The organism is Azospirillum picis, from assembly GCF_017876115.1.
Lineage (GTDB): Bacteria > Pseudomonadota > Alphaproteobacteria > Azospirillales > Azospirillaceae > Azospirillum > Azospirillum picis.
Genome location: NZ_JAGINO010000004.1, coordinates 57,479 through 82,417 on the forward strand (window position 1 = coordinate 57,479; position 24,939 = coordinate 82,417).

22 protein-coding genes are annotated in these 24,939 nt (G+C 67.1%); 14 read left to right on the top strand and 8 right to left on the bottom strand.

Features of this window, described 5'->3' with window-relative positions:
* Positions 1-2 precede the first annotated feature (2 nt).
* Positions 3-1,397, top strand: a complete 1,395-nt coding sequence (locus tag J2850_RS07595) for an NAD(P)(+) transhydrogenase (Re/Si-specific) subunit beta (RefSeq protein ID WP_209980289.1) — start codon at positions 3-5, stop codon at positions 1,395-1,397.
* 207 nt (positions 1,398-1,604) lie between these two features.
* On the opposite strand, the gene uraD is transcribed toward J2850_RS07595, so the two are convergent.
* Complete coding sequence (gene uraD, locus J2850_RS07600; RefSeq protein ID WP_246512891.1) at positions 1,605-2,129, bottom strand: 2-oxo-4-hydroxy-4-carboxy-5-ureidoimidazoline decarboxylase; 525 nt, start codon at positions 2,127-2,129, stop codon at positions 1,605-1,607.
* An 8-nt stretch (positions 2,130-2,137) separates the two neighbouring features.
* Positions 2,138-3,055, bottom strand: coding sequence for an allantoinase PuuE (gene puuE / locus J2850_RS07605; RefSeq protein ID WP_209980290.1), 918 nt, complete (start codon positions 3,053-3,055; stop codon positions 2,138-2,140).
* A gap of 200 nt (positions 3,056-3,255) precedes the next feature.
* On the opposite strand from puuE, the gene uraH reads away from it, so the two are divergent.
* Positions 3,256-3,606, top strand: a complete 351-nt coding sequence (gene uraH / locus J2850_RS07610) for a hydroxyisourate hydrolase (protein WP_209980291.1) — start codon at positions 3,256-3,258, stop codon at positions 3,604-3,606.
* 121 nt (positions 3,607-3,727) lie between these two features.
* On the top strand, positions 3,728-5,497 hold the full coding sequence (gene gcl, locus J2850_RS07615; protein WP_209980292.1) for a glyoxylate carboligase: 1,770 nt from the start codon (positions 3,728-3,730) through the stop codon (positions 5,495-5,497).
* A 56-nt stretch (positions 5,498-5,553) separates the two neighbouring features.
* On the opposite strand, the gene J2850_RS07620 is transcribed toward gcl, so the two are convergent.
* Positions 5,554-6,531, bottom strand: coding sequence for a hypothetical protein (locus J2850_RS07620; RefSeq protein ID WP_209980293.1), 978 nt, complete (start codon positions 6,529-6,531; stop codon positions 5,554-5,556).
* A 248-nt stretch (positions 6,532-6,779) separates the two neighbouring features.
* Here J2850_RS07620 and J2850_RS07625 point away from each other — a divergent pair, with 248 nt between their 5' ends.
* A complete protein-coding gene (locus tag J2850_RS07625) occupies positions 6,780-7,700 on the top strand; it encodes a LysR family transcriptional regulator (RefSeq protein WP_209980294.1) in 921 nt (306 codons plus the stop codon).
* A 214-nt stretch (positions 7,701-7,914) separates the two neighbouring features.
* Entirely contained in the window at positions 7,915-9,630 is a 1,716-nt protein-coding gene (locus J2850_RS32045) for a methyl-accepting chemotaxis protein (RefSeq protein ID WP_209980295.1), read from the top strand.
* Positions 9,631-9,679: 49 nt separating this feature from the next.
* Here the strand turns inward: J2850_RS32045 and J2850_RS07635 are convergent, their stop codons facing one another.
* Positions 9,680-10,501: an IclR family transcriptional regulator gene (locus tag J2850_RS07635; protein ID WP_209980296.1), complete on the bottom strand. Its 822-nt coding sequence runs from the start codon at positions 10,499-10,501 to the stop codon at positions 9,680-9,682.
* A gap of 304 nt (positions 10,502-10,805) precedes the next feature.
* Between J2850_RS07635 and J2850_RS07640 the strand changes: the two genes are divergently transcribed.
* The 7 genes from J2850_RS07640 to J2850_RS07670 all read left to right on the top strand — a co-directional run bounded on the left by J2850_RS07640 (position 10,806) and on the right by J2850_RS07670 (position 19,520).
* Entirely contained in the window at positions 10,806-11,495 is a 690-nt protein-coding gene (locus tag J2850_RS07640; protein WP_149232764.1) for a GntR family transcriptional regulator, read from the top strand.
* Between the two features lie 43 nt (positions 11,496-11,538).
* Entirely contained in the window at positions 11,539-13,302 is a 1,764-nt protein-coding gene (oxc, locus tag J2850_RS07645) for an oxalyl-CoA decarboxylase (RefSeq protein WP_209980297.1), read from the top strand.
* A 64-nt stretch (positions 13,303-13,366) separates the two neighbouring features.
* Positions 13,367-14,641, top strand: coding sequence for a formyl-CoA transferase (frc, locus tag J2850_RS07650; RefSeq protein ID WP_209980299.1), 1,275 nt, complete (start codon positions 13,367-13,369; stop codon positions 14,639-14,641).
* 294 nt (positions 14,642-14,935) lie between these two features.
* Entirely contained in the window at positions 14,936-16,135 is a 1,200-nt protein-coding gene (sucC, locus tag J2850_RS07655) for an ADP-forming succinate--CoA ligase subunit beta (protein WP_209980301.1), read from the top strand.
* A 1-nt stretch (position 16,136) separates the two neighbouring features.
* Entirely contained in the window at positions 16,137-17,012 is an 876-nt protein-coding gene (gene sucD / locus J2850_RS07660) for a succinate--CoA ligase subunit alpha (RefSeq protein WP_209980303.1), read from the top strand.
* 164 nt (positions 17,013-17,176) lie between these two features.
* Complete coding sequence (locus tag J2850_RS07665) at positions 17,177-18,085, top strand: IclR family transcriptional regulator (protein WP_209980305.1); 909 nt, start codon at positions 17,177-17,179, stop codon at positions 18,083-18,085.
* Positions 18,086-18,521: 436 nt separating this feature from the next.
* Positions 18,522-19,520: an NAD(P)H-quinone oxidoreductase gene (locus J2850_RS07670; protein ID WP_209980307.1), complete on the top strand. Its 999-nt coding sequence runs from the start codon at positions 18,522-18,524 to the stop codon at positions 19,518-19,520.
* A gap of 39 nt (positions 19,521-19,559) precedes the next feature.
* Here the strand turns inward: J2850_RS07670 and J2850_RS07675 are convergent, their stop codons facing one another.
* From J2850_RS07675 to J2850_RS07685, 3 genes are all read right to left on the bottom strand, one after another.
* The gene (locus tag J2850_RS07675) at positions 19,560-21,005 is read right to left on the bottom strand and encodes a tetratricopeptide repeat protein (RefSeq protein WP_209980308.1); all 1,446 of its coding nucleotides are present in this window, start codon (positions 21,003-21,005) and stop codon (positions 19,560-19,562) included.
* 12 nt (positions 21,006-21,017) lie between these two features.
* Positions 21,018-21,617 carry a BON domain-containing protein gene (locus J2850_RS07680; protein WP_209980310.1) on the bottom strand — a complete coding sequence of 200 codons (600 nt, stop codon included), beginning with the start codon at positions 21,615-21,617 and terminating at the stop codon, positions 21,018-21,020.
* A gap of 220 nt (positions 21,618-21,837) precedes the next feature.
* Positions 21,838-22,800, bottom strand: a complete 963-nt coding sequence (locus tag J2850_RS07685; RefSeq protein ID WP_209980312.1) for an N-acetylmuramoyl-L-alanine amidase family protein — start codon at positions 22,798-22,800, stop codon at positions 21,838-21,840.
* Between the two features lie 292 nt (positions 22,801-23,092).
* Here J2850_RS07685 and J2850_RS07690 point away from each other — a divergent pair, with 292 nt between their 5' ends.
* Positions 23,093-23,260, top strand: coding sequence for a hypothetical protein (locus J2850_RS07690; protein WP_209980314.1), 168 nt, complete (start codon positions 23,093-23,095; stop codon positions 23,258-23,260).
* Between the two features lie 171 nt (positions 23,261-23,431).
* On the opposite strand, the gene J2850_RS07695 is transcribed toward J2850_RS07690, so the two are convergent.
* Entirely contained in the window at positions 23,432-23,818 is a 387-nt protein-coding gene (locus J2850_RS07695; RefSeq protein ID WP_209980315.1) for a hypothetical protein, read from the bottom strand.
* A 210-nt stretch (positions 23,819-24,028) separates the two neighbouring features.
* On the opposite strand from J2850_RS07695, the gene purU reads away from it, so the two are divergent.
* On the top strand, positions 24,029-24,895 hold the full coding sequence (gene purU, locus J2850_RS07700) for a formyltetrahydrofolate deformylase (protein WP_209980317.1): 867 nt from the start codon (positions 24,029-24,031) through the stop codon (positions 24,893-24,895).
* Positions 24,896-24,939 lie beyond the last annotated feature (44 nt).

Genomic DNA, 24,939 nt, shown 5'->3' on the forward strand with positions numbered 1-24,939 from the left:
CCATGGAAACCTTGTCGGCCCTTCTCTATCTCGTCGCGTCGATCTGCTTCATCATGGCGCTGCGCGGGCTCTCCAGCCCGGAAACCTCGCGCCAGGGCAACATCTACGGCATGGTCGGCATGACCATCGCCATCCTCACCACGCTGGCCTCGCCCATCGTCCAGTCTTACTGGATGATCGTGCTCGGCATCGCCATCGGCGGCGCCATCGGCTATGTCGTGGCCAAGAAGATCGAGATGACGGCGCTGCCGCAGCTCGTCGCCGCCTTCCACTCGCTGGTCGGCCTCGCTGCGGTGTTCGTGGCGCTTGCCGCCTTCTACTCGCCGGAGGCCTACGGCATCGGCCTGCGCGGCGCCATCGCCAAGGGCTCGCTGGTCGAGATGGCGCTCGGCACCGCCATCGGCGCCATCACCTTCACCGGTTCCATCGTCGCCTTCGCCAAGCTCCAGGGGCTGGTCACCGGCAAGCCGCTGGTCTTCCCGATGCAGCACCCGCTGAACGCGGCGCTCGGCGTGCTGACGCTCATCCTGATCGGCTGGCTGGTGCAGTCGAACGCCGACGTGGCGATCTGGCTGATCGTCGCCGTTTCCCTGGCGCTCGGCTTCCTGTTGATCCTGCCGATCGGCGGCGCCGACATGCCGGTGGTGATCTCGATGCTGAACAGCTATTCCGGCTGGGCGGCCTGCGGCATCGGCTTCACGCTGCAGAACAACCTGCTGATCATCACCGGCGCGCTGGTGGGCTCCTCGGGTGCGATCCTGTCCTACATCATGTGCAAGGGCATGAACCGCTCGATCTTCAACGTCATCCTCGGCGGCTTCGGCGGCGAGAGTGCGGCCGCCGGCGGTGCGGCCAAGGGGCCGCAGGGCTCGGTGAAGGCCGGCTCGGCCGAGGACGCCGCCTACATCATGAAGAACGCCCAGTCGGTGATCGTGGTGCCCGGCTACGGCATGGCGGTCGCCCAGGCTCAGCATGCGCTGCGCGAGATGGCCGACAGCCTGAAGCATGAGGGTGTCGACGTGAAGTACGCCATCCACCCGGTGGCGGGGCGCATGCCGGGCCACATGAACGTGCTGCTGGCCGAGGCCAACGTGCCCTACGACGAGGTGTTCGAGCTGGAGGACGTCAACCGCGACTTCGGCACGGCCGACGTGGCCTTCGTCATCGGCGCCAACGACGTGACCAACCCGGCGGCCAAGACCGACCCGGCCAGCCCGATCTACGGCATGCCGATCCTCGACGTGGAGAAGGCCAAGACGGTGTTCTTCATCAAGCGCGGCATGGCGGCCGGCTATGCCGGCGTCGAGAACGAGCTGTTCTTCCGCCCCAACACCATGATGCTGTTCGGCGACGCCAAGAAGGTCACCGAAGAGGTCGTCAAGGCGATGGAAGCGTAACGGGCAGACAGTTTGACGGCAAAAGCGCGCCGCTCCGATTGGGGCGGCGCGCTTTTTTTGGTTTTCCGGAGAGTTGCTGACCGGGATGCCCCCACCCTGACCCTCCCCCGCTGGGCGGGGGAGGGGATAAGTGCTTGATTGGAATGGCAGCGGCGGTTCCTCCCCCGCCCAGCGGGGGAGGTTAGGTGGGGGCATCGCCAGCCGACGCTATCTCATCACCAGATCGTCCAATCTGAACCCGGCGATCTTGTAGATCTCCTCCAGCGCCCGGCCGAACTCCACCTCCGGCTCATTCGCCACACGTTGGCGCATCGCCGCCAGGATCTCCTGCTTGCTGCTGAAGCGCACCGCCATGATGAAGGGGAAGCCGAAGCGCGCACGGTAGGCGCGGTTCAGATCGCGCTGTTCTGCGGCTTCCGCCTCCGTCAGCTCGTTCAGGCCGGCCTTGGCCTGTTCGGTCTGCGAGAAGGCAGTCAGGGTGGCCGGGCGGCTGGCGCGGTCGGCGAGGTCGGGATGAGACAGGATCAGCGCGCGCTGGCGGTCGGTCCCGGCCTCGCGCACGATGCCGGTCATCGCGGCGCGCAGGGCCGCCGCGTCGGCGAAGGGGCGCTGGTCCCAGGCAGCCTCGGCCACCCAGGGGCTTTCCTCGAACACCGCGCCCAGCGCCGCGACGAAGGCGGCGCGGTCCATGCGGTTCAGGTCGTCAATGCTGTAGGGCAGGCTGTAGGGCATCGTCGGCCTCATTTGGCGGCGTAGGGGTGTTCGGCGATCCAGTGGCGGGCGATGTCGAGCCTGGTCGCCACCCATGCCCTGTCATGGCCGCGCACATAATCGAGGAAGCGCGCCAGCGACGCGGCGCGGCCCGGGCGCCCGACCAGCCGGCAGTGCAGCCCGACCGACATCATCTTCGGCGCCGTCTCGCCCTCGGCATAGAGCGTGTCGAAGCTGTCCTTCAGGTAGGCGAAGAACTGGTCGCCGCTGTTGAAGCCCTGGTTGGTGGCGAAGCGCATGTCGTTGGCGTCGAGCGTATAGGGCACGATCAACTGCGGCCGGCCATGGCTGTCGTCCCAATAGGGCAGGTCGTCGGCGTAGGAGTCGGCGTTGTAGAGGAAGCCGCCTTCCTCGGCGACCAGCCGCCAGGTGTTCGGGCTGCAGCGGCCGAGATACCAGCCGAGCGGGCGGGTGCCGGTGACGCGGGTGTGGACCTCGATGGCGCGCAGCATGTGCTCGCGCTCGACCTCGGCCGGCAGGTGCTGGTAGTCGATCCAGCGCCAGCCATGGGTGGCGATCTCCCAGCCCGCGGCCTTCATGGCGGCCACGGCGTCGGGGTTGCGCTCAAGCGCCATGGCGACGCCATAGACGGTGACCGGCATCCCGCGCTCGGTGAACAGGCGGTGCAGTCGCCAGAAGCCGGCGCGCGAGCCGTATTCGTAGATCGACTCCATGTTCATGTGGCGGGCGCCGGGGACCGGCTGGGCGCCGACGATTTCCGACAGGAAGGCTTCCGACGCGGCGTCGCCATGGAGGACGCAGTTCTCGCCGCCCTCCTCGTAATTGATGACGAACTGCACCGCAACCCGGGCACCTCCCGGCCAGTTGGCCTGCGGCGGGGTGGCGCCATAGCCGATCATGTCGCGGGGATAAGCCGGGTCGGTCATCGTCGTCTCGCTCTTAACGCTGCGGTCGAAGCGGAGCCTACGCTAAGCCATTGGTGGCGGGGGGTTCAATCGGCCGATTGGACGCCGCGCCGCGGAGACAGTTTCCGGATTTCGGCGGGTGGGCAGGGCAGGGCGGTTGGGCTTAAGCTGCCGGTCGTGAACTGTCGTCGGCCGACGCCTGAATACGGAGACACGCACCCATGGGCCGCCTGACCACCCATGTCCTCGACATCGCCTCCGGACGCCCGGCACCCGGCATGCGCATCCGCCTGACCGCACTCGACAGCGGCACCGTCCTGGGTGAGTTCACCACCAACGCCGACGGCCGGCTCGACGCTCCGGCGCTCCAGGGCGAAGCCTTCCGGCCCGGCCGCTACGAGCTGCTGTTCATGGCCGGCGAGTATTTCCGGCGCATCGGCGCCATCGACGGCGACGGCCCCGACTTCATCGACGAGGTTCCCCTGCGCTTCGGCATCAGGGATGCCGGCCAGCATTACCATGTGCCGCTGCTGGTCTCGCCCTGGGCCTATTCGACCTACCGCGGGAGCTGAGCCACCCGAAAGCGCCGCTTTCCAGCCTGTGGAAAAGGCACCCCGTTGAATTGCCGCAGCGGTGCCCGGCACGCTTAGCTGTCCTCACGAACAATTCGCGTCTTTTGTGAGGAGCCGAGCGATGGCGAGAATGACGGCGGCGGAAGCGGCGGTCCGGGTGCTGGAACGGGAGGGCATCGACGTCTGCTTCGGCGTCCCCGGCGCCGCGATCAATCCCTTCTACGCGGCGATGCAGCGGCGCGGCACCATGCGCCATGTGCTGGCCCGCCACGTCGAGGGCGCCTCCCATATGGCGGAAGGGTACACCCGCGCCGCGGCCGGCAACATCGGCGTGTGCATCGGCACCTCCGGCCCGGCCGGCACCGACATGATCACCGGCCTCTATTCGGCGATCGCCGATTCCATCCCCATCCTGTGCATCACCGGCCAGGCGCCGCGCGCCCGCCTGCACAAGGAGGATTTCCAGGCCATCAACGTGCCGGACATCGCCAAGCCGGTGACCAAGTGGGCGCTGACCGTGCTGGAGCCGGCCCAGGTGCCCTACGTGTTCCAGCAGGCCTTCCACCTGATGCGCTCGGGCCGGCCCGGCCCGGTGCTGATCGACCTGCCGATCGACGTCCAGATGGCGGAGATCGAGTTCGACGACGAGACCTACGAGCCGCTGCCGGTCTACAAGCCGGCGGCCAGCCGTGCCCAGGTCGAGAAGGCGCTGGCGATGTTCGCCGCGGCGGAGCGCCCGCTGGTGGTCGCCGGCGGCGGCATCATCAACGCCGACGCCTCCGACAGGCTGGTCGAGTTCGCCGAACTGCTCGGCGTGCCGGTGATCCCGACGCTGATGGGCTGGGGCACCATCCCCGACGACCACCCGCTCATGGCCGGGATGGTCGGCCTTCAGACCGCCCACCGCTACGGCAACGCCACCATGCTGAAGTCCGACTTCGTGCTGGGCATCGGCAACCGCTGGGCCAACCGCCACACCGGCTCGGTCGAGGTCTACACCAAGGGCCGCAAGTTCGTGCATGTCGACATCGAGCCGACCCAGATCGGACGCGTCTTCATGCCCGACCTCGGGATCGTGTCGGACGCTGGTGCGGCGCTCGATATGTTCATCGAGGTGGCGAGGGAGTGGAAGGCGGAGGGACGCTTCAAGGATCTCGGCGGCTGGGTCAGGGACTGCCAGGGCCGCAAGCGGTCGCTGCACCGCCGCAGCGACTTCGACCAGGTGCCGATGAAGCCGCAGCGCGTCTACCAGGAGATGAACAGTGCCTTCGGCCAGGATACCACCTACGTCACCACCATCGGCCTGTCGCAGATCGCCGGCGCGCAGTTTCTGCACGTCTACAAGCCGCGCCACTGGATCAACTGCGGCCAGGCCGGCCCGCTGGGCTGGACCCTGCCGGCCGCCCTCGGCGTCCGGGTGGCCGATCCGAAGCGGCGCATCGTGGCACTCTCCGGCGACTACGACTTCCAGTTCATGATCGAGGAACTGGCGGTCGGCGCCCAGCACAGGCTGCCCTACATCCACGTCCTGGTGAACAACGCCTATCTCGGCCTGATCCGGCAGGCGCAGCGCGCCTTCCAGATGGATTTCCAGGTGCAGCTCTCCTTCGAGAACATCAACGCGCCCGAGATCGGCGTCTACGGCGTCGACCACATCAAGGTGGCCGAGGGGCTGGGTTGCAAGGCGATCCGCGTCACCGAGCCCGACCGCATCCAGGATGCCTTCGCCCAGGCCCAGGCGTGGATGGACGAGTTCCAGGTGCCGGTGGTCGTCGAACTGGTGCTGGAGCGTGTCACCAACATCGCGATGGGCACCGACATCGACAACGTCACCGAGTTCGAGGAAACGCTCGACCTGCCGGTCGAGGAGAGCGAGACCGTCCTCGTCTAAGGCCGGCGGGACTGCCCGGAATGGAAGGCGCGCCCTGGTGGCGCGCCTTTCCGGTTTCAGCTCATGGCAAGGCAGCCCTCTCCGCCGCCGGTCTGCAGGGGATAGCCGATCGCCGCGAGGCTCTCGGCCGAGAACACGTCGGCCGGATCGATGACGTTGAGCGAGGCCGAGGTGACGATGCCGTACAGGTTGGCGTCGAAATTCACCGGTCCTTCGCGGAAGCGCGAGAAGTTTGCCACCATTTCACCGCCGGGCGGCGGAATGAAGGTGGTTTCCTCTTCCAGATCGAAGCCGTCGACCATCGTGCCGCCGGGATCGGTCAGGGAAATCTGCGTGCGCAGCCACACCTGTTGGCCATTGGCCGGGTCGGTCGAGGTGCCCGGCGCGATGACGCTCAAAAGGTCGGCCGGGGTGCGGGGCGGCTCCGGGATCTCCAGGAACTCGCGATACAGCGTGTCGTCCCCGACCACCAGGATCGTGCCGTCGTCCGGCTGGACCGAGGCCTGGACGACATGCTCGATCTCGCTGTCGCCGACCTGGACGGACAGCAGGAAGCTGTTGGGCTGGTCGTTGAAGTAGCGCTGGTAGGTGGCATCGTCTGTCCCGACCACCGGATCGTCGAAGGTCATGGCCACCGTCATGCGGAAGGGATCACCGGACTGCACGTCCTCGTCGAGGAAGGGAACCGGCAGGTCTATCACCCCCTGCACGTCGACGACGTAGAGGCCGTCGTAGGCATCGCCCCCGCCGGGGCCGCCGGTACCGGGATCCTGGCCGTTTCCCGGGTGAGGGCCGTGTCCGTTCCCATGCCCCCAGCCGCCATTTCCCCAGCCGCCATTTCCCCAGCCGCCATTTCCCCAGCCGCCATTTCCCCAGCCGCCATTTCCCCAGCCGCCATTTCCCCAGCCGCCATGTCCCTGGCCGCCATGTCCCTGGCCGCCATGCCCCCAGCCACCATTTCCCAAATCGCCATGTCCATGCTGGTCGTGTCCACGGCCGCTCCACTGGTGGCCTTGGCGGTTGCCGTCGAACATCGTTCCCTCCACGTTGATCGCATCCGTTGTGCGGGGCCGCGACCACCGCGACCAGCCGTTGAGGATAGGCATCGGCTGGGCGCCGAGGCGGGAGGGCATCGGTACATATCTCCCCCTGCCTCGCCGGCAGGATGATGTTTTGCAGTGCAGCGCCACGAACGGGCGGGTCGATTCCCATCGGCCGGTGCAGCGTGCTAGCTTCGTCGTCGACCGGTAACCCACCGGTCCGGCAGGGAGTCCTTCCAGGCATGGCGTTGCTTGAGAACATGCGCATCTTCGTTCGGGTCGTCGAACTCGGCAGCCTGTCGGCCGCCGGCCGCAACCTGCGCATGTCCCCGGCCATGGTCAGCCACCGCATCCAGCAGTTGGAAGCCCATCTCGGCGTGCGGCTGCTGAACCGCACCACCCGGCAGCTCCAGGCCACCGAGACCGGCATGGATTTCTACCAGAGCTGCCTGGAGGTGCTGGAAGCGGTGGAGCGTGCCCACAGCAGCATCGCCGCCGGAGCCGGCGTGCCGTCGGGCAGCGTGCGGGTGACGGCGCCGCTGGGATTCGGCCGGCGCATCCTGGCGCCGCTGGTGCCGGATTTCTGCACCGCCCATCCACTGGTCGAGGTGCGGCTCCGGCTGTCCGACCATCTGCTCGACCTGCTGCGCGAGGCGGTGGACGTGGCGGTGCGGATGGCGGCGCTCAAGGACTCCAGCTTCGTGGTGCGCAAGATCGCCGACCTGCGCCGGGTCCTGGTCGCCGCGCCGGCCTACCTGTCGGAACGTGGCCGGCCGTCGATGCCGGCCGACCTGTCCGGGCACAATTGCCTGCTGCTGCGCTTTCCCGGCACCCAGCAATATCAATGGAGCGTGATGGAGGGCGGTGAGCCGGTGAAGCTGCCGGTGTCCGGCCGATTCGACGCCGACGACGGCGACGTGCTGACCGGCTGGGCGCTGGACGGGGGCGGCATCGTCATGAAGCCGCTGTGGGAGGTGGCGGAGCATCTCGCCAGCGGCGCCCTGGTGCCGGTGCTGCCCGACTTCCCGCCGGAACCGGTGACCCTGGCCGTGCTCTATCCTCACCGTGCCCTGGTGCCGGCCAAGGTCCGTGCCTTCGCCGACCATATGGTGCCGAAGATCAAGGCGGCACTGACTTCGATATCGCCGGAAGCAATCCTGTGACGCGCGGAACCGGTCATCAGGGATACTCCCGACTGGTTCCCCGTGATGTTTGGCATATGAATTCCCTCATCGCCGCGCTCTGGTGCTGACCGATCCAAGGTCTCTGCTTCATACCTCGGTATGTTTTTGCGGTTTCCGCGAAATAAATGCAGTGATCGACGATCCTCGACTGTCGCGCACCTGTTCGGCCCGATCACGGGATGGGGAAGACATCATGTTCCTGTTCACCAGAGGCGCGAGCAACGACCGCACCAAGCTGGATGCCCTCGACCGGTCGCAGGCCGTGATCGAATTCTCGCTGGACGGCACGGTTGTCGACGCGAACCGGAACTTCCTGGAGGCGATGGGCTACAGCCTCGCCGAGGTCAAGGGCCGGCCGCACAGCATGTTCGTCGACCCCGCCCATGCGCGGAGCGACGAGTACCGGCAGTTCTGGAACGACCTGCGCGCCGGCCGCTTCCAGTGCGCGGAGTTCCGGCGCATCACCCGCTCCGGCCAGGAGGTCTGGCTGCGCGCCACCTACAACCCGATCCTCGGCTTCGACGGCCGGCCGACCGGCATCATCAAGTTCGCCACCATCATCACCGACGAGAAGCTGAAAGCGACCGACGCCGAGGGCAAGCTGGCCGCCATCGACCGTTCGCAGGCGGTGATCGAGTTCGCGCTGGACGGCACCATCCAGTTCGCCAACGCCTGCTTCCTCGACCTTATGGGATATCGGCTGGAGGAGGTGCAGGGGCGGCACCACAAGATGTTCCTCAACCAGCTCGACGCCGCCGATCCGAGATACACCGCCTTCTGGGACAGGATCCGCCAGGGCGAGCATCAGAGCGGCGAGTTCCGGCGGCTGACCAAGGGCGGGGGCGAGGTTTGGATCCAGGCAACCTATACCCCGATCCTCGACCCGGCCGGCCGGCCGTGGAAGGTGGTGAAGTTCGCCACCGACGTCACCGAGCAGCGCCGCCGCAACACCGACTTCCGCTCCCAGATCGAGGCGATCAACCGGTCGCAGGCGGTGATCCAGTTCCGGACCGACGGCACCATCCTCGACGCCAACGAGAATTTCCTGGACGCCGTGGGCTATGGGCTTGACGAGGTTGTCGGGCGGAACCACAGCATGTTCCTCTTCCCCGAACAGCGCGACACCGCCGAATACCGCGAGTTCTGGGAGATCCTGCGCAGCGGGAAGTTCCACACCTCGCTCTACCGCCGCCGGGCCAAGGACGGGTCGGAGGTCTGGATAAACGCCAGCTACAACCCGGTCATGTCCGACCGGGGCGAGGTGGTGAAGGTGGTGAAGTTCGCCTCCGACGTGACGAAGATGATCCGGACGCGGCTGAAGTCCATCGACTTCGCCAAGGAGACGACCCAGAAGGTCGCCGAGGTGAGCCAGTCGGTCGAACAGATGTGCAGTTCCGCCACGCGGATTTCCGCCGACATCCTGAAGTCGCGCGAGGTGGTGGACGAGATCGACCACCGCACCGCCACCGCCGACGCCGCCACCGGCCGCCTGAACGAGGCCGCCGCGGCGATGGACGGCGTCGCCAAGTTCATCGACACCATCGCGTCCCAGATCAAGCTGCTGTCGCTGAACGCCACCATCGAGGCGGCGCGGGCGGGCGACGCCGGGCGCGGCTTCGCCGTCGTGGCGACCGAGGTGAAGTCACTGGCCGAACAGACCTCCGGCGCCACCGAGCGGATCGGCGTCGAGATCGTCGCCATGCAGGAGGTCGTCCGGCAGGTGGTCGACGCGCTGAGCGGGATCGCCAAATCGGTCGACAGCGTGAAATCGACCGTCCATGAGGTCACCGCCGGGGCCGAGGAGCAGAGGGCGCTGACCGACGGGGTGGTGTCGAGCATGCGCCAAGCCCAGAGCGGCGTCGAATCGATCAGCCGCAATCTGGAGGAGATGCTGATCCGCTCCCGTTGAGCGGGCCGGCTCCTCCTCCTCTTCACATCCCCCTTTACATTCCCGCCTTTCAAATTCCCCTTGCGCGCACCAGCAGCACCCGCGCCTCTTCCGCGGCGCGCTGCAGGTGCGGCAGGAGTTGCACCTCCATCTCCGGGCAGGTGACGCGGGCCGCCTGGGCGCTGACGTTCATCGCCGCCACCACGGTTCCGGCCGCCGTGCGGATCGGCACCGCGACGGAGCGCAGCCCCAGCTCCAGCTCCTGGTCGACAAGAGAGAATCCGCGGTCCCGTACCCGTTCCAGCTCGCGCTTCAGTGCATCGGGGGCGGTGATCGTGCGTTCGGTGAAAGGCTTCGGCGGCACGCGCGACAGGTAGGCGTCCAGTTCGGCCTCCGGCAGCGCCGCCAGAAGCACCCGCCCCATCGACGTGCAGTAGGCGGGCAGCCGGCTGCCGACATTCAGCCCGACCGACATGATCCGTTTGGTCGCCGCGCGGGCGATATAGACGACGTCGTCCTCGTCCAGCACGGCGGCGGAGCAGGATTCCTGCACCGCGGCGCTGACCTGTTCGATCAGCGGGTCGAGGATCGTCGCCAGCGGCGCCGACGACAGGAAGGAATAGCCCAGCGCCAGGATCTTCGGCTTCAGATGGAAGGTCCGGCCGTCCGACCCGGCATAGCCGAGCTGCATCAGCGTCAGCAGGCAACGCCGCGCCGCCGCCCGCGGCAGGCCGGTGATCTTGGCGATGTCGGCGATGGTCAGGTTCGGTTCACGCTCGGTGAAGGCGCGGATCACCGACAGGCCGCGGGCCAGCGAGGTCATGAAGTTGGGGTCGGGAGCATCCTCCGCCGGCGCCGTCCCGATCCGTGCCTGCTGCCGGCCTTCGACCATCTGCGCTGTCCCTTCCCGAATATGCCCACGGTCCTTCCGCCGGCTGGCGAGAATAGGGCGATTATCGCGCGCTGGCTAGAAAAATCGCACGCAATTGCCGCAGTCCGTCTGCGGCGGAAATAGTTCGAGGTGCCCGCAATTGCGCTTGCGCCTCATCTGGCATCTGGTATACCGTATCGATAATTCAAAAACGACGCGCCACTCCTCATGAAGGGCACGGGCGGTCATCCGAACGCTCGCACGAGTAACGCTCACGACAACAAGCGGCGCCGCCGGCGTCGGCGCGCAAAGGGTCGGAACCGTGATGAACCGAGAAAGATTCAGTGTCGAACCCCTCGAACAGGGGATGAGCTTCAAGGCGAAGGCCTACCAGGCGCTGCGACAGGCGATCACGCAGATGAACATCTACGGCCAGAGCAGCGAGATACGGTTGGACGAACGCCGCCTGTGCGAAGCGTTGGGTGTGAGCCGCACGCCGGTGCGCGAGGCGATGGCGCTGCTGGAACAGGAGGGGTTCATCCGCTCCCAGCCGCGGCGCGGGATCTTCGTGGTGCGCAAGACGAAGGCCGAACTGGTGGAGATGATCACGGTATGCGCCGCTTTGGAAGGCATGGCGGCCCGCCTGTTCGTCGAGAACGCCACCACCGACAAGCTGGAGCTCCTGCACGCCGCGTTCGACAAATACACCAAGGCCGAACTGGCCGAACATGTCGCCGAATATTCGGACGCCAACATCGTCTTCCACCAGAGCATCGTCCAGGCTTCGGGCTCCACCCTGATCTCCGACCTGACCGACCGCTTCTTCATCCATATGCGTGCGATCCGCCGCGCGACCATGGGCATCGGCGACCGTGCCGACCAGTCCATCCACGAGCATCGGGACATCATCGAGGCGCTGGCCGCCCGCGATGCCGATCTCGCGGAACGTCGCGTCCGGGAACACACGCTCGGTCTCGCACAGTACGTGGAACGGCATTGCGCCTTCCTCGACTAACCGATCTTGAACCTTTTTGGAGCCTCCGGGAGGAGTTACCCTTATGTCTACTGCGGCTGCAACGATCACTAAGAACCAGGCCACGGAAGCATCTGTTGTCGAAGACGCGCCGGCGCTGACCGACGGCTTCCAGCTCGTCATCGACGCGCTCAAGCTCAACGACATCGAGAACCTGTATGTCGTCCCCGGTATTCCGATCTCCGACCTGCTGCGCATGGCGCAGGCCGAGGGCATGCGCGTCGTCTCGTTCCGCCACGAACAGAATGCCGGCAACGCCGCCGCCATCGCCGGCTTCATGACCAAGAAGCCGGGCGTCTGCATGACGGTGTCGGCGCCTGGCTTCCTGAACGGCCTGACCGCGCTGGCGAACGCCACCACCAACTGCTTCCCGATGATCCTCATCAGCGGCTCGTCCGAGCGTGAGATCGTCGATCTCCAGCAGGGCGACTATGAGGAGATGGACCAGCTCGCCATCGCCAAGCCGCTGTGCAAGGCCGCCTTCCGCATCCTGCACGCCCAGGACATCGGCATCGGCGTGGCGCGTGCCATCCGCGCCGCCGTGTCGGGCCGTCCGGGCGGCGTCTATCTGGACCTGCCGGCCAAGCTGTTCTCGCAGGTGATGGACGCGGCCGAGGGTGCGAAGTCGCTGGTCAAGGTGGTCGATCCGACCCCGGCGCAGTACCCGTCGGCCGACGCTGTCAACCGCGCGCTCGACCTGCTGAAGGGCGCCAAGCGTCCGCTGGTCATCTTCGGCAAGGGGGCTGCCTATGCCCAGGCCGACGACACCATCCGCGCCTTCGTCGAGAAGAGCGGCATCCCCTTCCTGCAGATGAGCATGGCCAAGGGCCTGCTGCCCGACACCCACCCGCAGTCGGCCGGTGCGGCCCGCTCGCTGGTGCTGCAGGACGCCGACGTGGTCATGCTGGTCGGCGCGCGGCTGAACTGGCTGCTGTCGCACGGCAAGGGCAAGACCTGGGGCAAGCCGGGTTCGAAGAAGTTCATCCAGGTCGACATCGAGCCCAGGGAGATGGACAGCAACGTCGAAATCCACGCTCCGCTGGTCGGCGACATCGCCTCGGTCATGGAGGTGCTGCTGAAGGGCATCGACGGCGGCCTGACCCCGCCGACCGACTGGATGAACACCGTCGCGGCCAAGCGTGAGCAGAACGTCGCCAAGATGGCGCCGAAGCTGATGAGCAATGCGTCGCCGATGAACTTCCACGGTGCGCTGGGCGCGCTGCGCCGCGTCATCAAGGAGCGGCCGGACGCCATGCTGGTCAACGAGGGCGCCAACACCCTCGACCTCGCCCGCGGCATCATCGACATGTACCAGCCGCGCAAGCGCCTGGACGTCGGCACCTGGGGCGTGATGGGCGTCGGCATGGGCTACGCCGTCGCCGCGGCGGTGGAGAGCGGCAAGCCGGTGCTGGCGGTCGAGGGCGACAGCGCCTTCGGCTTCTCCGGCATGGAGGTGGAGACGATCTGCCGCTACAACCTGCCGGTCTGCATCGTCATCTTCAACAACAACGGCATCTACCGCGGGACCGACGTCAACCCGACCGGCAAGGCCGACCCGTCGCCGATGGTCTTCGTCCCCGGCTCGCGCTACGACAAGATGATGGAGGCCTTCGGCGGCGTCGGCGTCCATGTCACCAACCCGGACGAGCTGTACCGCGCCGTCACCGAAGCGATGGACAGCGGCCGTCCGACCCTTGTCAACGCCGTCATCGACCCGGCCGCCGGCACCGAAAGCGGCAACATCGGCAGCCTGAACCCGACCAGCTCGGTCCGCAAAATGCCGTCCTGAAGGGCGGCCACCAAGCAAGCGGCCGAGCCGACCACACGACTTTGAAAAGCAGGGGGAGAAATACATGGGCAAGGCACTTGAGGGCGTCCGGATTCTCGACTTCACGCATGTCCAGTCGGGACCGACCTGCACCCAGTTGCTCGCCTGGTTCGGCGCCGACGTCATCAAGGTGGAGCGGCCGGGCGAGGGTGACATCACCCGCAGCCAGTTGCGCGACCTGCCGGACGCCGACAGCCTGTATTTCACCATGCTGAACCACAACAAGCGGTCCATCACCCTCGACACCAAGACCCCCAAGGGCAAGGAGGTGCTGGAGGCGCTGATCAGGACCTGCGACGTGATGGTCGAAAACTTCGCCCCCGGCGTGCTCGATCGCATGGGGTTCACCTGGGAACGCATCCAGGACCTGAACCCCGCGATGATCGTCGCGTCGGTCAAGGGCTTCGGGCCCGGGCCGTTCGAGAACTGCAAGGTGTACGAGAACGTCGCCCAGTGTGCGGGCGGTGCGGCCTCGACCACCGGCTTCGACGACGGCCCGCCCATGGTCACCGGCGCCCAGATCGGCGACAGCGGCACCGGCCTGCATCTGGCGCTCGGCATCGTCACCGCCCTCTACCAGCGCAAGACCACCGGCCGCGGCCAGAAGGTGCTGGCCGCCATGCAGGACGCCGTGCTGAACCTGTGCCGCGTCAAGCTGCGCGACCAGCAGCGCCTGGCCCACGGGCCGATGAAGGAATACCCGCAATACCCGAACGGCGAGTTCGGCGACACCGTGCCGCGCGCCGGCAACGCGTCGGGCGGCGGCCAGCCGGGCTGGATCCTGAAGTGCAAGGGGTGGGAGCGTGACCCCAACGCCTACATCTACTTCATCGCCCAGGCCCCGGTCTGGAAGTCGATCTGCAAGGTCATCGGCAAGGAGGAGTGGATCACCGATCCCGACTACGCCACCCCGGTGGCCCGCCTGCCGCGCCTGATGCAGATCTTCGCGACCGTTGAGGAGTGGACCAAGACCCTGACCAAGTTCGAGGTCATGGACATCCTCAACAAGTACGACATCCCCTGCGGTCCCATCCTGTCGATGAAGGAGATCGCCGAGGACAAGTCGCTCTACGAGACCGGCACGCTGGTCGAGGTCGAGCATCCGACCCGCGGCAGCTACCTGACGGTCGGCAACCCGATCAAGCTGTCCGACAGCCCGACGGAGGTCACCCGCTCCCCCCTGCTGGGCGAGCACACAGACGAAATCCTGCGCGACGTTCTGGGGTTCGGCGAACGCGAGATCATGGACATCCGCGACAGCGGCGCCGTCGGCGTCGTTGAGCGGCTGGCGGCGGAGTAGAGTTCTCTGCCCCCTCCCTAACCCTCCCCCGCTTCGCGGGAGAGGGGACTGCCGCCCACTCCGACACTTACTCCCTCTCCCGCGAAGCGGGGGAGGGTCGGGGAGGGGGCAAGACGTTGCACCGATAGTGCCTTGGAATATTCAACCGCGCCCCCCTCTCCCCGACCGACCCCTTCCCGGTCGCCGGAGAGCCGAAGCCCGGACTTTTAAAAAATCCGCCGCCGGCCGGCCGATGAATTCCCGGCTCCCCGCGGCATCCAGAAGACCATTCCGACAGGGTCAGAGACGCAAGCCATGAACATTCACGAGTATCAGGCCAAGGATCTGCTGCGGGGGTACGGCGTCGCCGTGCCGCGCGGCGGCGTGGCCTTCACCCCGGAAGAGGCTGAATCGGTCGCCCGCGAGCTGGGTGGTCCGGTCTGGGTGGTGAAGTCCCAGATCCATGCCGGCGGCCGCGGCGCCGGCCGCTTCCAGGGCAACGCGCAAGGCAAGGGCGGCGTCCGCGTCGTCAAGTCGATCGAGGAGGTGGCCGCGAACGCCGCCGAGATGCTGAACCACGTGCTGGTCACCAAGCAGACCGGCGCCGAGGGCCGCGAGGTCAAGCGCCTCTATGTCGAGGAAGGCGCCGACATCAAGCGCGAGCTGTATCTCGGCCTGCTGACCGACCGTGCCTCGGGCCGCGTCACCATCATCGCCTCCACCGAAGGCGGCATGGAGATCGAGGAGGTCGCCCACAACACGCCGGAGCGGATCGTCAAGGTCGCCGTCGACCCGGTCACCGGCATCCAGGGCTACCACACCCGCAAGGTCGCCTTCGCGCTCGGTCTGGAAGGCAAGCAGGTCTCGGCCGCCGCCAAGTTCATCACCGCCGCCTACAAGGCGTTCGTGGAGCTGGACTGCCAGATCGTCGAGATCAACCCGCTGATCGTCACCGGTTCGGGCGACATCCTGGCGCTCGACGCCAAGATGAGCTTCGACGACAACGCCCTGTTCCGCCACAAGGAGGTCGCCGCCCTGCGCGACGAGGCTGAGGAGGACCCGGCGGAGATCGAAGCCGCCAGGCACGAGCTGAACTACGTCAAGCTCGACGGCAACATCGGCTGCATGGTCAACGGCGCCGGCCTGGCGATGGCCACCATGGACATCATCAAGCTGTACGGCGGCGAGCCGGCCAACTTCCTCGACGTCGGCGGCGGCGCCACCAAGGAGCGCGTCACCGCGGCCTTCAAGCTGATCCTGTCGGACAGCAACGTCGAAGGCATCCTGGTCAACATCTTCGGCGGCATCATGCGCTGTGACGTGATCGCCGAGGGCGTGGTCGCCGCGGCTCGCGACGTGAAGCTGCATGTGCCGCTGGTGGTCCGCCTGGAAGGCACCAACGTGGCGCTCGGCAAGCAGATCCTGGCCGACTCCGGCCTGCCGATCCTCTCGGCCGACAACCTGGACGATGCAGCCAAGAAGATCGTGGCGGCCGTGAAGAAGGAGGCCGCGTGAGATGGCTGTTCTCGTCGACAAGAACACGAAGGTGATCTGCCAGGGCTTCACCGGAGCCCAGGGCACCTTCCATTCCGAGCAGGCCATCGCCTACGGCACCAGGATGGTCGGCGGCGTCACCCCGGGTAAGGGCGGCAGCAAGCACCTCGACCTGCCGGTGTTCGACACCGTGGCCGACGCCGTGGAGAAGACCGGCGCCAACGCCTCCGTGATCTACGTGCCGCCGCCGTTTGCCGCCGACGCGATCCTGGAAGCGGTCGACGCCGAGATCCCGCTGGTGGTCTGCATCACCGAGGGCATCCCGGTGCTCGACATGGTCCGGGTCAAGCGCGCGCTCAATGGATCGGCCACCCGCCTGATCGGGCCGAACTGCCCCGGCATCATCACGCCGGACGAGTGCAAGATCGGCATCATGCCGGGCCACATCCACAAGCGCGGCAAGATCGGCATCGTCTCGCGCTCCGGCACGCTGACCTACGAGGCGGTGGCGCAGACCACGGCGGCCGGGCTTGGGCAGACCACCTGCATCGGCATCGGCGGCGACCCGGTCAACGGCACCAACTTCGTCGACGCGCTCGAGCTGTTCGTGAATGACCCGGAGACCGAGGGCATCATCATGATCGGCGAGATCGGCGGCGACGCCGAGGTCAAGGGTGCGGAGTTCATCAAGGCGTCGGGCACGAAGAAGCCGGTCGTCGGCTTCATCGCCGGCCGCACCGCCCCTCCGGGCCGCCGCATGGGCCATGCCGGCGCGGTGATCTCCGGTGGCAACGACACCGCCGACTTCAAGATCGAGTTCATGAAGTCGGTCGGCATCGCGGTCGCCGACAGCCCGGCCAGCCTGGGCTCCACCATGCAGACGATTTTCAAGACCTGACTCCATGTCGCGCGGCGCGCCTCCGGGCGCTTCGCGCGGCCGATACGGCTTCGCCTGCAGGTTCGTTTGCTCGCACTTCGTCTATCCGTGCCTGGTCATCCGCATCTTTCAGCCGCAACAGACAGGCGCCGCAAAGGCACCGGACATCCCGAGGGAGATGGGACATGAAAGCGCAAGCCCAAACCACCACGATGGCGCGTCGGATCATCCATGACGATCCGAGCGAGGGCGCCGCGGCGATCATCAAGACGGCGATCATCGAGACGCCGCGGGTGAAGAACGACAACGCGAAGGCCGACCGCGGCCAAGTGGTGCAGTCGCTCTGCCGCGCCCTGAACATCCTCACGATCCTCGGTGCCCAGGACGGCCCGATGACCCTCACCGAACTGGCCGAGGCCGCGAACCTGTCGCCTTCGACCACCCATCGCCTGCTGACGACCCTGCAATACGAGCGCTACGTCCGCTTCGACCAGAGCGCGCGCGGCTGGGTGATCGGCGTCCAGGCCTATATGACCGGCACCAATTTCCTCAAGACCCGCAACCTCGTCGATGTCGCCCGCCCGCGCATGCGCCGCCTGATGGAGGAGAGCAGCGAGATCGTGAATCTGGCGGTCGAGGAGAATGGCGAGGCGATCTATCTGGCCCGTGTCGGCGGGCCGCGCGCCGCCCAGGTCGCCATACCCCAGACCGACCGTACGCTCCTGCATTGTTCCGCCGTCGGCAAGGCGCTGCTCGCCGGCATGACCGAGACCAAGGTGCAGACGATCGTGACCCAGCGCGGCATGCGCCAGTTCACCCGCAGCACCCTGTCGTCCCTGCCGGCCCTCTATCGCGACCTCTCCCTGGTCCGTACCCGCGGTTACGCGCTCGACCAGGAGGAGCGGGTGTCCGGGCTGCGCTGCATCGCCGCCCCTATCTTCGATGAGAATTCCCGTGTGATGGGAGCCCTGTCGCTGTCCGGTTCGAGCCGGCGCATCGAGGATGCGCGGGTCCGGGCGTTGGGCGAGATGGTCAAGCGCGCCGCCGAGGCGGTGACCCTCGAACTGGGGGGCCGGATGCCGGTCGCGAACTGACGCCCCGAGGCCCCGCAGGCCGCTGCCGGCCGGGGCAGCCGGGACAACCGACGCCAAGAGCTGACGGCAAGTGGTGCCCGTCGGCGTTTCCTCCCTGGCGCACTCGGGCCGCACTCCTCATGGGGTGCGGCCTTTTTCCTTGGAAAATCGCGGTTTCCACGGAATGGAAAAAGGAGATGAATCCTCGGGCATTCTTGCCGTCGTTATGAGAATTTCTGTCTCGGGAAAGGCGTTCCTTTCTCATCGGGCGGATGTGTTGTTTTGCATGTTCGCGCTTCTCTCGGAGACTGGCCGTGCTGATCACAGCACGGCCATTTTTTTTCGTCTTTTCCATGTGATGAAATCGCCTTTGGCGCCATGTTGCCGCGTCCCGGCCGCCGGCGACACAGTGCCCCCTTGCGCCTTCATCGACCACGAACAGCAGGGGACAATCGGAATGGGCGAAGCGAGAACCATGGTGGCGGTCGAGGTGACCGCGCCCGGCAAGCCGGAGGTGCTGCTGCCGGGGCGCCGCCCGCTCCCCAAACCGTCGGCCGGAGAGATCCGCATCGCCGTGCAGGCGGCCGGCGTCAACCGGCCGGACGTGCTCCAGCGCCTCGGCAAGTACAACCCGCCGCCGGGGGTTACCGACATCCCCGGCCTGGAGGTTGCCGGGACGGTCGATGCGTTGGGCGACGGGGTGGAGGGCTGGGCTATCGGCGATCCGATCTGTGCCCTGCTGGCCGGCGGCGGCTACGCCGAGTACTGCGTGGCTCCGGCCGGCCAGTGCCTCCCGGTCCCTGCTGGCCTGTCGATGGCCGAGGCGGCGGCCCTGCCCGAGACGGCCTTCACCGTCTGGTCCAACCTGTTCGAGCGCGGCGGCCTCGGACCGGGAGAGGCGCTGCTGGTCCATGGCGGCACGTCCGGCATCGGCACCACCGCGATCCAGCTCGGCACCGCCTTCGGGGCGCGGGTCTTCGCCACCGCCCGCGGTGCCGACAAGTGCCGGGCCTGCGTCGACCTGGGGGCGGAGCGCGCCATCGATTACGAAACGGAGGATTTCGTCGAGGTGGTGAAGGAGGCGACCGGCGGTGCCGGGGTGAATGTCGTGCTCGACATCGTCGGCGGCGATTACGTCGCCCGCAGCATCGACGCCCTGGCGGTCGAAGGCCGGTACGTCTGCATCGGCTTTGTCCGCGGAGCGACAGCGACGGTGAATTTCTTCCCGGTGATGACGAAGCGCCTGACGCTGACCGGCTCGACGCTGCGGGCACGGCCGTTGTCCTACAAGACGGCGCTCGCCGGGCAGCTCCGCACCCGCGTCTGGCCGCTGGTCGCCGAAGGCCGCGTGAGGCCGGTCGTGCACGAGGTCTTCCCGCTGTCCGCCGCCGCCGAAGCCCATCGGCTGATGGAAAGCAACCAGCATGTCGGCAAGATCGTGCTGTCGGTCGGATAGGCCGCAGGCCCGCCTGCCGGTGTGGGCGGGGAGAGGCCGTCAGTCCAGCATCGGCAGGCCGGTTTCGATCCGCACCAGGGCGGCCAGCAGCGGGGCGCCGATGTCGCGGCGGACGAAGTTGCTGGCCTTCTCCGATGCGTTGATCGCCTGCTGGAAGCTCCGCCGCCAGCGGTCGTCGTTGTAGAAGACCTTCTCCGCCCGCGCCTTCTGGGCCAGCAGGCCGGGCCGGCGGCCGGCGGAATCGTTCGCCAGCTTGGTCAGGCGGTTCATCAGTTCGTTGGCGGTGGCCGGCTCGCCGCGCTTCATCGCGGCGTCGATCAGTTCGGCATAGGCCTCGCCGCGCGTGTCGAGGTCCGGCACCTGCTCGGCATAGTCGGTCGCCATGGCCATCTCCCCGCGCCGGCCGAGGCGGCCGAGCACGGCGGGGATCGTCCAGGGGTTCTCGTCCTGCACCGTGTTGAGCAGCCCCAGCGCGAGCTTGGGATCGCCGAGGTCGGCGGCGGCGACCGCCAGTTCCGGGGGGCAGCAGTCGCCCTTGGTGTCCTTGAACTTCGAGAACTGGGTTTCCACGGTGTTGAGGAAGAGGGTGCGCGCCTGCGCCTCCTTGCCGGCGCGCATCAGCGTCTGCGCGACGAGCCCGAGCTCCCAGCTACAGTTGTGGCTGGCGGCGTAGCTCTTCGCCTCGTCGGCCAGTGCGCTGGTCAATGCGGAATCGCCGCGCCAGGCGGCCGCCTTGGCGATGTCGGCGAGGTTGTAGATGCGGGTCGAGCAGTCGTTGATCTGACGGGTGATTTCGAGGGCGAGCGGAGTCTGCCCCATCAGGGACAGCGCGCGGGCGACGAACAGGTCCTCGCCCGAGCTGTCGGCCACCCCGCCGCGCCGAACCGCGCTGACGAAGGGCGCCACGATCTCCTTGGCGCGGCCGGGATCGCCAAGCTGCTGGTAGGCGACAGCCAGCGACAGCCAGTCCCAGCGGGCGGCGGTGATCGGCGTCTCGACGGGGGGCAGCATCTCGCCGACGCGGTGGAGGAAGCACAGGCTGGTCATCGGATCGTTGCAGACCAGCGCGCGGATGCGCGAGCGGAACTCGAAGAAGTCGAAGTCGCCGACGAACTGGTTGGTGACGAGCTGCACCGCCAGCGCGCTGTCGGGATACTTCGTCACGATCTCGTTGAACAGCTTGTCCGCCTCCTTCAGAAGGCGGGCCTCCTCGGCGCTGTCATAGGTGTTGTCGGCTTGGCGGATGAGCTGCAGCGCCTGCACGAACAGCCGGTTGGCCGGGCCGGGCGTGCCGGCGAGCGGCTGGTCTGCGCCGCCGCCATCCTGCCCGTCTCCGTCCTGCCCGCTCCCGTTCTGCCCGGTGCCGCCCGGCGCGGCATCCTGCGCCGGCACGGGGCTGGTCGCGAGGGCCGTCGACAGCAGCAGGACGGCGGCGACGCAGACGGTACGGACGAGCGCGAGGGCGCGGGCAGGGGCGGGGGCCATGGCGGTTGGACTTCAACCCTGGAGGTTGGAAAGCAGTTGGACGTAGCTGACGACGCGTTGCACCTTGGGGACCGACCGCGCGTGCTGGACCACCCGGTCCAGCTCCGCCTGCGAAGCGGCCACTCCCATCAGATAGACAACGCCATCGACAGTATCGATGCTGTAGTTCTGGCTATGAATGTTCGCGTCGAAAGTGATGCGGCTTCGCAGTTGAGTCGAAATCCAGGTGTCGGTTGCGCTGTCGAGCAGGCTCGATCCATTGTCGATCTGGATTTCATTGATGACTTCCTTGACGCCGGGCGCCTGCCAGGTGAGCCGAACCGCATCCAGGCGCATCTGCGGATCCGCGGCCCGGCCGGTCAGAAGGACGCGCCCCTGGTCGACGGTGAGGCCGATCCGGTTGGTCATGTCGAGGGAGTGCTGGACCCACAGGTGGTTGATACGGGCACGGATTTCGGTATCGCTGACGAAGCCGCCGAACCCGCGTTCCTGCGTCGCCACGACGGCGGCGCCGCCGGCGGTTCCCAGAACCAGCGGCGCGCAGCCCGCCAGCGGCAGACCGGCCGCGCAGGCAAGGCCGAGCAATGTCCAAAGGCGGCTCAAACCCGTCACAGCGTGCCTCCCCCTGCCAGCGTGCGGAACGCGCGGCGGACGCGGCGCGCGGCCGGAAAAAGTCACGGCGGAACGGGGTTTGCAACGGGGAATTTCGAGGCTCTCGCCAGTCATCATCGATTTGTCCCGAGGTGATGCACGGATGTTGCAGTTGCTGCGGCTGCGAAGGGCTTTCCACCGCTGTTGCGGCGGCCGGCCCCCGCACAGTTTCGGGACGAAATCAGGCGAAAGCTGGGCTGGAAAGGACCTTGGCGATTTCCCGCCCGAGGATGCGGGCGACCACGCGCCGGGCCGCCGGATCGCAGAGGATCTCCTCGTCCCGCGGATTGGACAGGAAGCCGGTTTCGACCAGGACCGACGGCACATCAGGCGCCTTCAGGACGGCGAAATTGGCGGCACGCATCGGGTTTTCCAACAGATGCAGCTCCCGGCCGGCGCCCTCGACCAGCAACTGGCGGGCAGCCAGCGAGGCGGTGCGGGTATGCCGTGCCGTCAGGTCCAGCAGGATGTCCTTCAGGACCCTGCTGCCGGCCGCGCCCGGCTTGCCGAAGCGGTCGGCCTGGTTCTCTTGCTGGGCGAGCCTCGACGCGAACGCGTCGGAGGCCTTTTCGGACAGGATGTAAGCCGACAGCCCGCGGGCGTCGGCCGTGGGGGCGCTGTCCGCATGAATGGACACGAACAGGTCCGCCCCGGCTTCGCGCGCCAGCGCCACCCGCTCGTCGAGCGCCAGGAACCGGTCGTCCTGTCTGGTCATTCTGGCGGCGACGCCGTGACGGTCCGCCAGCGCGCGGGCCGTCTCCCGGGCGATGTCGAGCGTGACGTCCTTCTCGAAGGTCCCCCGCGTGCCGATGGCCCCCGGGTCGTTGCCGCCATGGCCGGGGTCGAGCATCACCAGGCGGCGGGCGTTTGCTGGAGACTCCGGCTTGCGGTCGGGGCGCCGCTGCGCCGCGAGGGCTGCCCCCGACCGCAGCGGCTGGGCCAGCGCCAGCCCGGCCACTCCGAAGCCGGTCAGCCAGAGCTTGCCGAGACCGAGCACCGCCCGCCGGTCAACGGCGGTGGCGCTGGCACTGGCGACCGTGGCAAGGGGGGCGGGAACACTGGCCGGAACGCCGGACGGATCTAGGGACGGATCTGGGGCCGGATCGGTCGCCGTTGCGGCGGCAGGGTCCGTGTCGGGGTCCATGACGAAAAGCACCGCGCGGGAGGAGAGGTCAAACAGGGGGCGCCAGTGGGCAGGGCCGCAAGGCACCCTCGCTCAGTCGGTTCACGTTAACCAATGCGTCAGCGAAAAAGTATTGTCAAGGCCGCGCAGATTACCATCCCTGAATATTTGTGATCCTCCGCTAACCGAGTCAGACTTGAACTGACGAGGATTCAACAGATTTTAATGGTTGCTTGGTGACCGAAGCCATTTGGTTGCTTGATGACGGATTGGGAAAGCGCTAAAATTTAGCGATCCAGCTCGGGAGGTGTCGATGTTGAGAAAAGCCTTGTTCAACATCATCCGGCAAGAGCAGCGCGAAGTTGAGGACAAGCTCGAGCGCGAAGAACAGCAGCCGAGCCCCGACGCCCGCCGGATCGTCGGCCTGCGCCAGGAAGCGAGCAGCCTGCGCCGCGAACTGGAACATTTCAACGACGTCTGAGATGCCGGTTCCGCACCGGCAGCCTTGAGCCGAACTTGATCGCATGAATGGTCGAGCCCTCTCCCCACGGCAAGCCGGGGAGGGGGTTTTTATTTTATCGCCGGAAGCGCAGGCGGGGGATGGCGGCGGAGACGCGGGGCGCCCCCGCGGAGGTCCTGCCCGGGCATAGGCCTACTCCAGCTTGACGTAGCCGCGCTCGATCACCCGCTCGGCGGCCTCGTAGACCGCCAGCATTTCCTCGTAGGCCGACCGCAGCCGGGCAAGCTCGGCGACGGCCTTGGGATCGGGATGCCGGGCTTCGGAGGCCGACAGGCCGGCGCGGATATAGTCGGCGCGCAACTCGGCCACCCGCACCGCCATGCGCAGGATCGACTGCCGGTTCAGGTTCGGCAGTTCCCGCCCGATGACCTCGCAATTGGCTTCGAGGATCGCGGCGTCCATGTTCTCCAGGAAATGGCGGATGCGCTGGCTGCGGCTGCTGTCGGCGGCGTCGGCCGTCAGCAGCTTGTCGACCTTGCCCTTGCTGTATTCGCCGATGATCTTGCCGCCGCCTGTCATGGGTGAGCCTGCCTTGCAGTGGGATCGGGGTGGCGGACCGGGACCGCCGGCGGGGATTGTCGCACCGCCGGGCTGCCGGCGCCAAGGGCGCCGTGTTGCCGGTTGAGCCGCGGATGAAGGCAGACCTACACATGAAGCATATGCAACGCCGCAACGATCGTGCTAGGGAAGCCTCCCCCTTTTCATGCTGTACGTCATGGTGGACGCGCAATGTCTGAGACCGGCTCCGACTATATTCTGACCATTTCCTGCCCCGATACCGTCGGCATCGTCTACGCGGTGTCCGGCTTCCTTGCGGAGCGGAGCTGCAACATCATCGACAGCGCCCAGTTCGGCGACCGGATCTCGGGGCTGTTCTTCCTGCGCATCAGCTTCAATGCCGGTGCCGCCGGCCCGTCCCAGGCGCAGCTCGAAGCCGATTTCGCCGCCCAGGTGGCGGAGCGCTTCGCGATGACCTGGAAGCTGCACGATGCCCGGCGCCGCCCGCGCGTGCTGATCATGGTGTCGAAGTTCGGCCATTGCCTGAACGACCTGCTGTACCGGTACCGCACCGGCTACCTGCCGATCGAGATCCCGGCGATCGTCTCCAACCACCGGGATTTCTACCAGTTGGCCGCCTGGCACAACATCCCGTTCCACCATCTGCCCGTCGGCCCTGAAAACAAGGCGCAGCAGGAAGCGCGCCTGCTGGAGATCGTCGAGGAGGAGAAGGTCGATCTGGTGGTGCTCGCCCGCTACATGCAGGTGCTCTCGAAGGCGCTGTGCGAGCGGATGGCCGGCCGGGTCATCAACATCCACCACAGCTTCCTGCCGAGCTTCAAGGGCGCCAAGCCCTATCACCAGGCCCACGCCCGCGGCGTGAAGCTGATCGGCGCCACCGCCCACTACGTGACCTCGAACCTCGACGAGGGGCCGATCATCGAGCAGGAGGCCGAGCGCGTCGACCATACGATGACGCCCGACGACCTGGTGGCCATCGGGCGTGATATCGAGAACATCGTGCTGGCCCGTGCCGTCCGTTTCCATGTGGAGCAGCGGGTGCTCCTGAACGGCAACAAGACGGTGGTTTTCCGCTGACCGGCGCAAGCCGGTCGTACTCCTCTGGCCCCGGCGCAAGCCGG

Excerpts from the sequence above, each read along its gene's own strand:
- J2850_RS07595 (WP_209980289.1), top strand. The coding sequence starts at position 3 with ATGGAAACCTTGTCGGCCCTTCTCTATCTCGTCGCGTCGATCTGCTTC.
- uraD (WP_246512891.1), bottom strand. The coding sequence starts at position 2,129 with ATGCCCTACAGCCTGCCCTACAGCATTGACGACCTGAACCGCATGGAC.
- puuE (WP_209980290.1), bottom strand. The coding sequence starts at position 3,055 with ATGACCGACCCGGCTTATCCCCGCGACATGATCGGCTATGGCGCCACC.
- uraH (WP_209980291.1), top strand. The coding sequence starts at position 3,256 with ATGGGCCGCCTGACCACCCATGTCCTCGACATCGCCTCCGGACGCCCG.
- gcl (WP_209980292.1), top strand. The coding sequence starts at position 3,728 with ATGGCGAGAATGACGGCGGCGGAAGCGGCGGTCCGGGTGCTGGAACGG.
- J2850_RS07620 (WP_209980293.1), bottom strand. The coding sequence starts at position 6,531 with ATGTTCGACGGCAACCGCCAAGGCCACCAGTGGAGCGGCCGTGGACAC.
- J2850_RS07625 (WP_209980294.1), top strand. The coding sequence starts at position 6,780 with ATGGCGTTGCTTGAGAACATGCGCATCTTCGTTCGGGTCGTCGAACTC.
- J2850_RS32045 (WP_209980295.1), top strand. The coding sequence starts at position 7,915 with ATGTTCCTGTTCACCAGAGGCGCGAGCAACGACCGCACCAAGCTGGAT.
- J2850_RS07635 (WP_209980296.1), bottom strand. The coding sequence starts at position 10,501 with ATGGTCGAAGGCCGGCAGCAGGCACGGATCGGGACGGCGCCGGCGGAG.
- J2850_RS07640 (WP_149232764.1), top strand. The coding sequence starts at position 10,806 with ATGAACCGAGAAAGATTCAGTGTCGAACCCCTCGAACAGGGGATGAGC.
- oxc (WP_209980297.1), top strand. The coding sequence starts at position 11,539 with ATGTCTACTGCGGCTGCAACGATCACTAAGAACCAGGCCACGGAAGCA.
- frc (WP_209980299.1), top strand. The coding sequence starts at position 13,367 with ATGGGCAAGGCACTTGAGGGCGTCCGGATTCTCGACTTCACGCATGTC.
- sucC (WP_209980301.1), top strand. The coding sequence starts at position 14,936 with ATGAACATTCACGAGTATCAGGCCAAGGATCTGCTGCGGGGGTACGGC.
- sucD (WP_209980303.1), top strand. The coding sequence starts at position 16,137 with ATGGCTGTTCTCGTCGACAAGAACACGAAGGTGATCTGCCAGGGCTTC.
- J2850_RS07665 (WP_209980305.1), top strand. The coding sequence starts at position 17,177 with ATGAAAGCGCAAGCCCAAACCACCACGATGGCGCGTCGGATCATCCAT.
- J2850_RS07670 (WP_209980307.1), top strand. The coding sequence starts at position 18,522 with ATGGGCGAAGCGAGAACCATGGTGGCGGTCGAGGTGACCGCGCCCGGC.
- J2850_RS07675 (WP_209980308.1), bottom strand. The coding sequence starts at position 21,005 with ATGGCCCCCGCCCCTGCCCGCGCCCTCGCGCTCGTCCGTACCGTCTGC.
- J2850_RS07685 (WP_209980312.1), bottom strand. The coding sequence starts at position 22,800 with ATGGACCCCGACACGGACCCTGCCGCCGCAACGGCGACCGATCCGGCC.
- J2850_RS07690 (WP_209980314.1), top strand. The coding sequence starts at position 23,093 with ATGTTGAGAAAAGCCTTGTTCAACATCATCCGGCAAGAGCAGCGCGAA.
- J2850_RS07695 (WP_209980315.1), bottom strand. The coding sequence starts at position 23,818 with ATGACAGGCGGCGGCAAGATCATCGGCGAATACAGCAAGGGCAAGGTC.
- purU (WP_209980317.1), top strand. The coding sequence starts at position 24,029 with ATGTCTGAGACCGGCTCCGACTATATTCTGACCATTTCCTGCCCCGAT.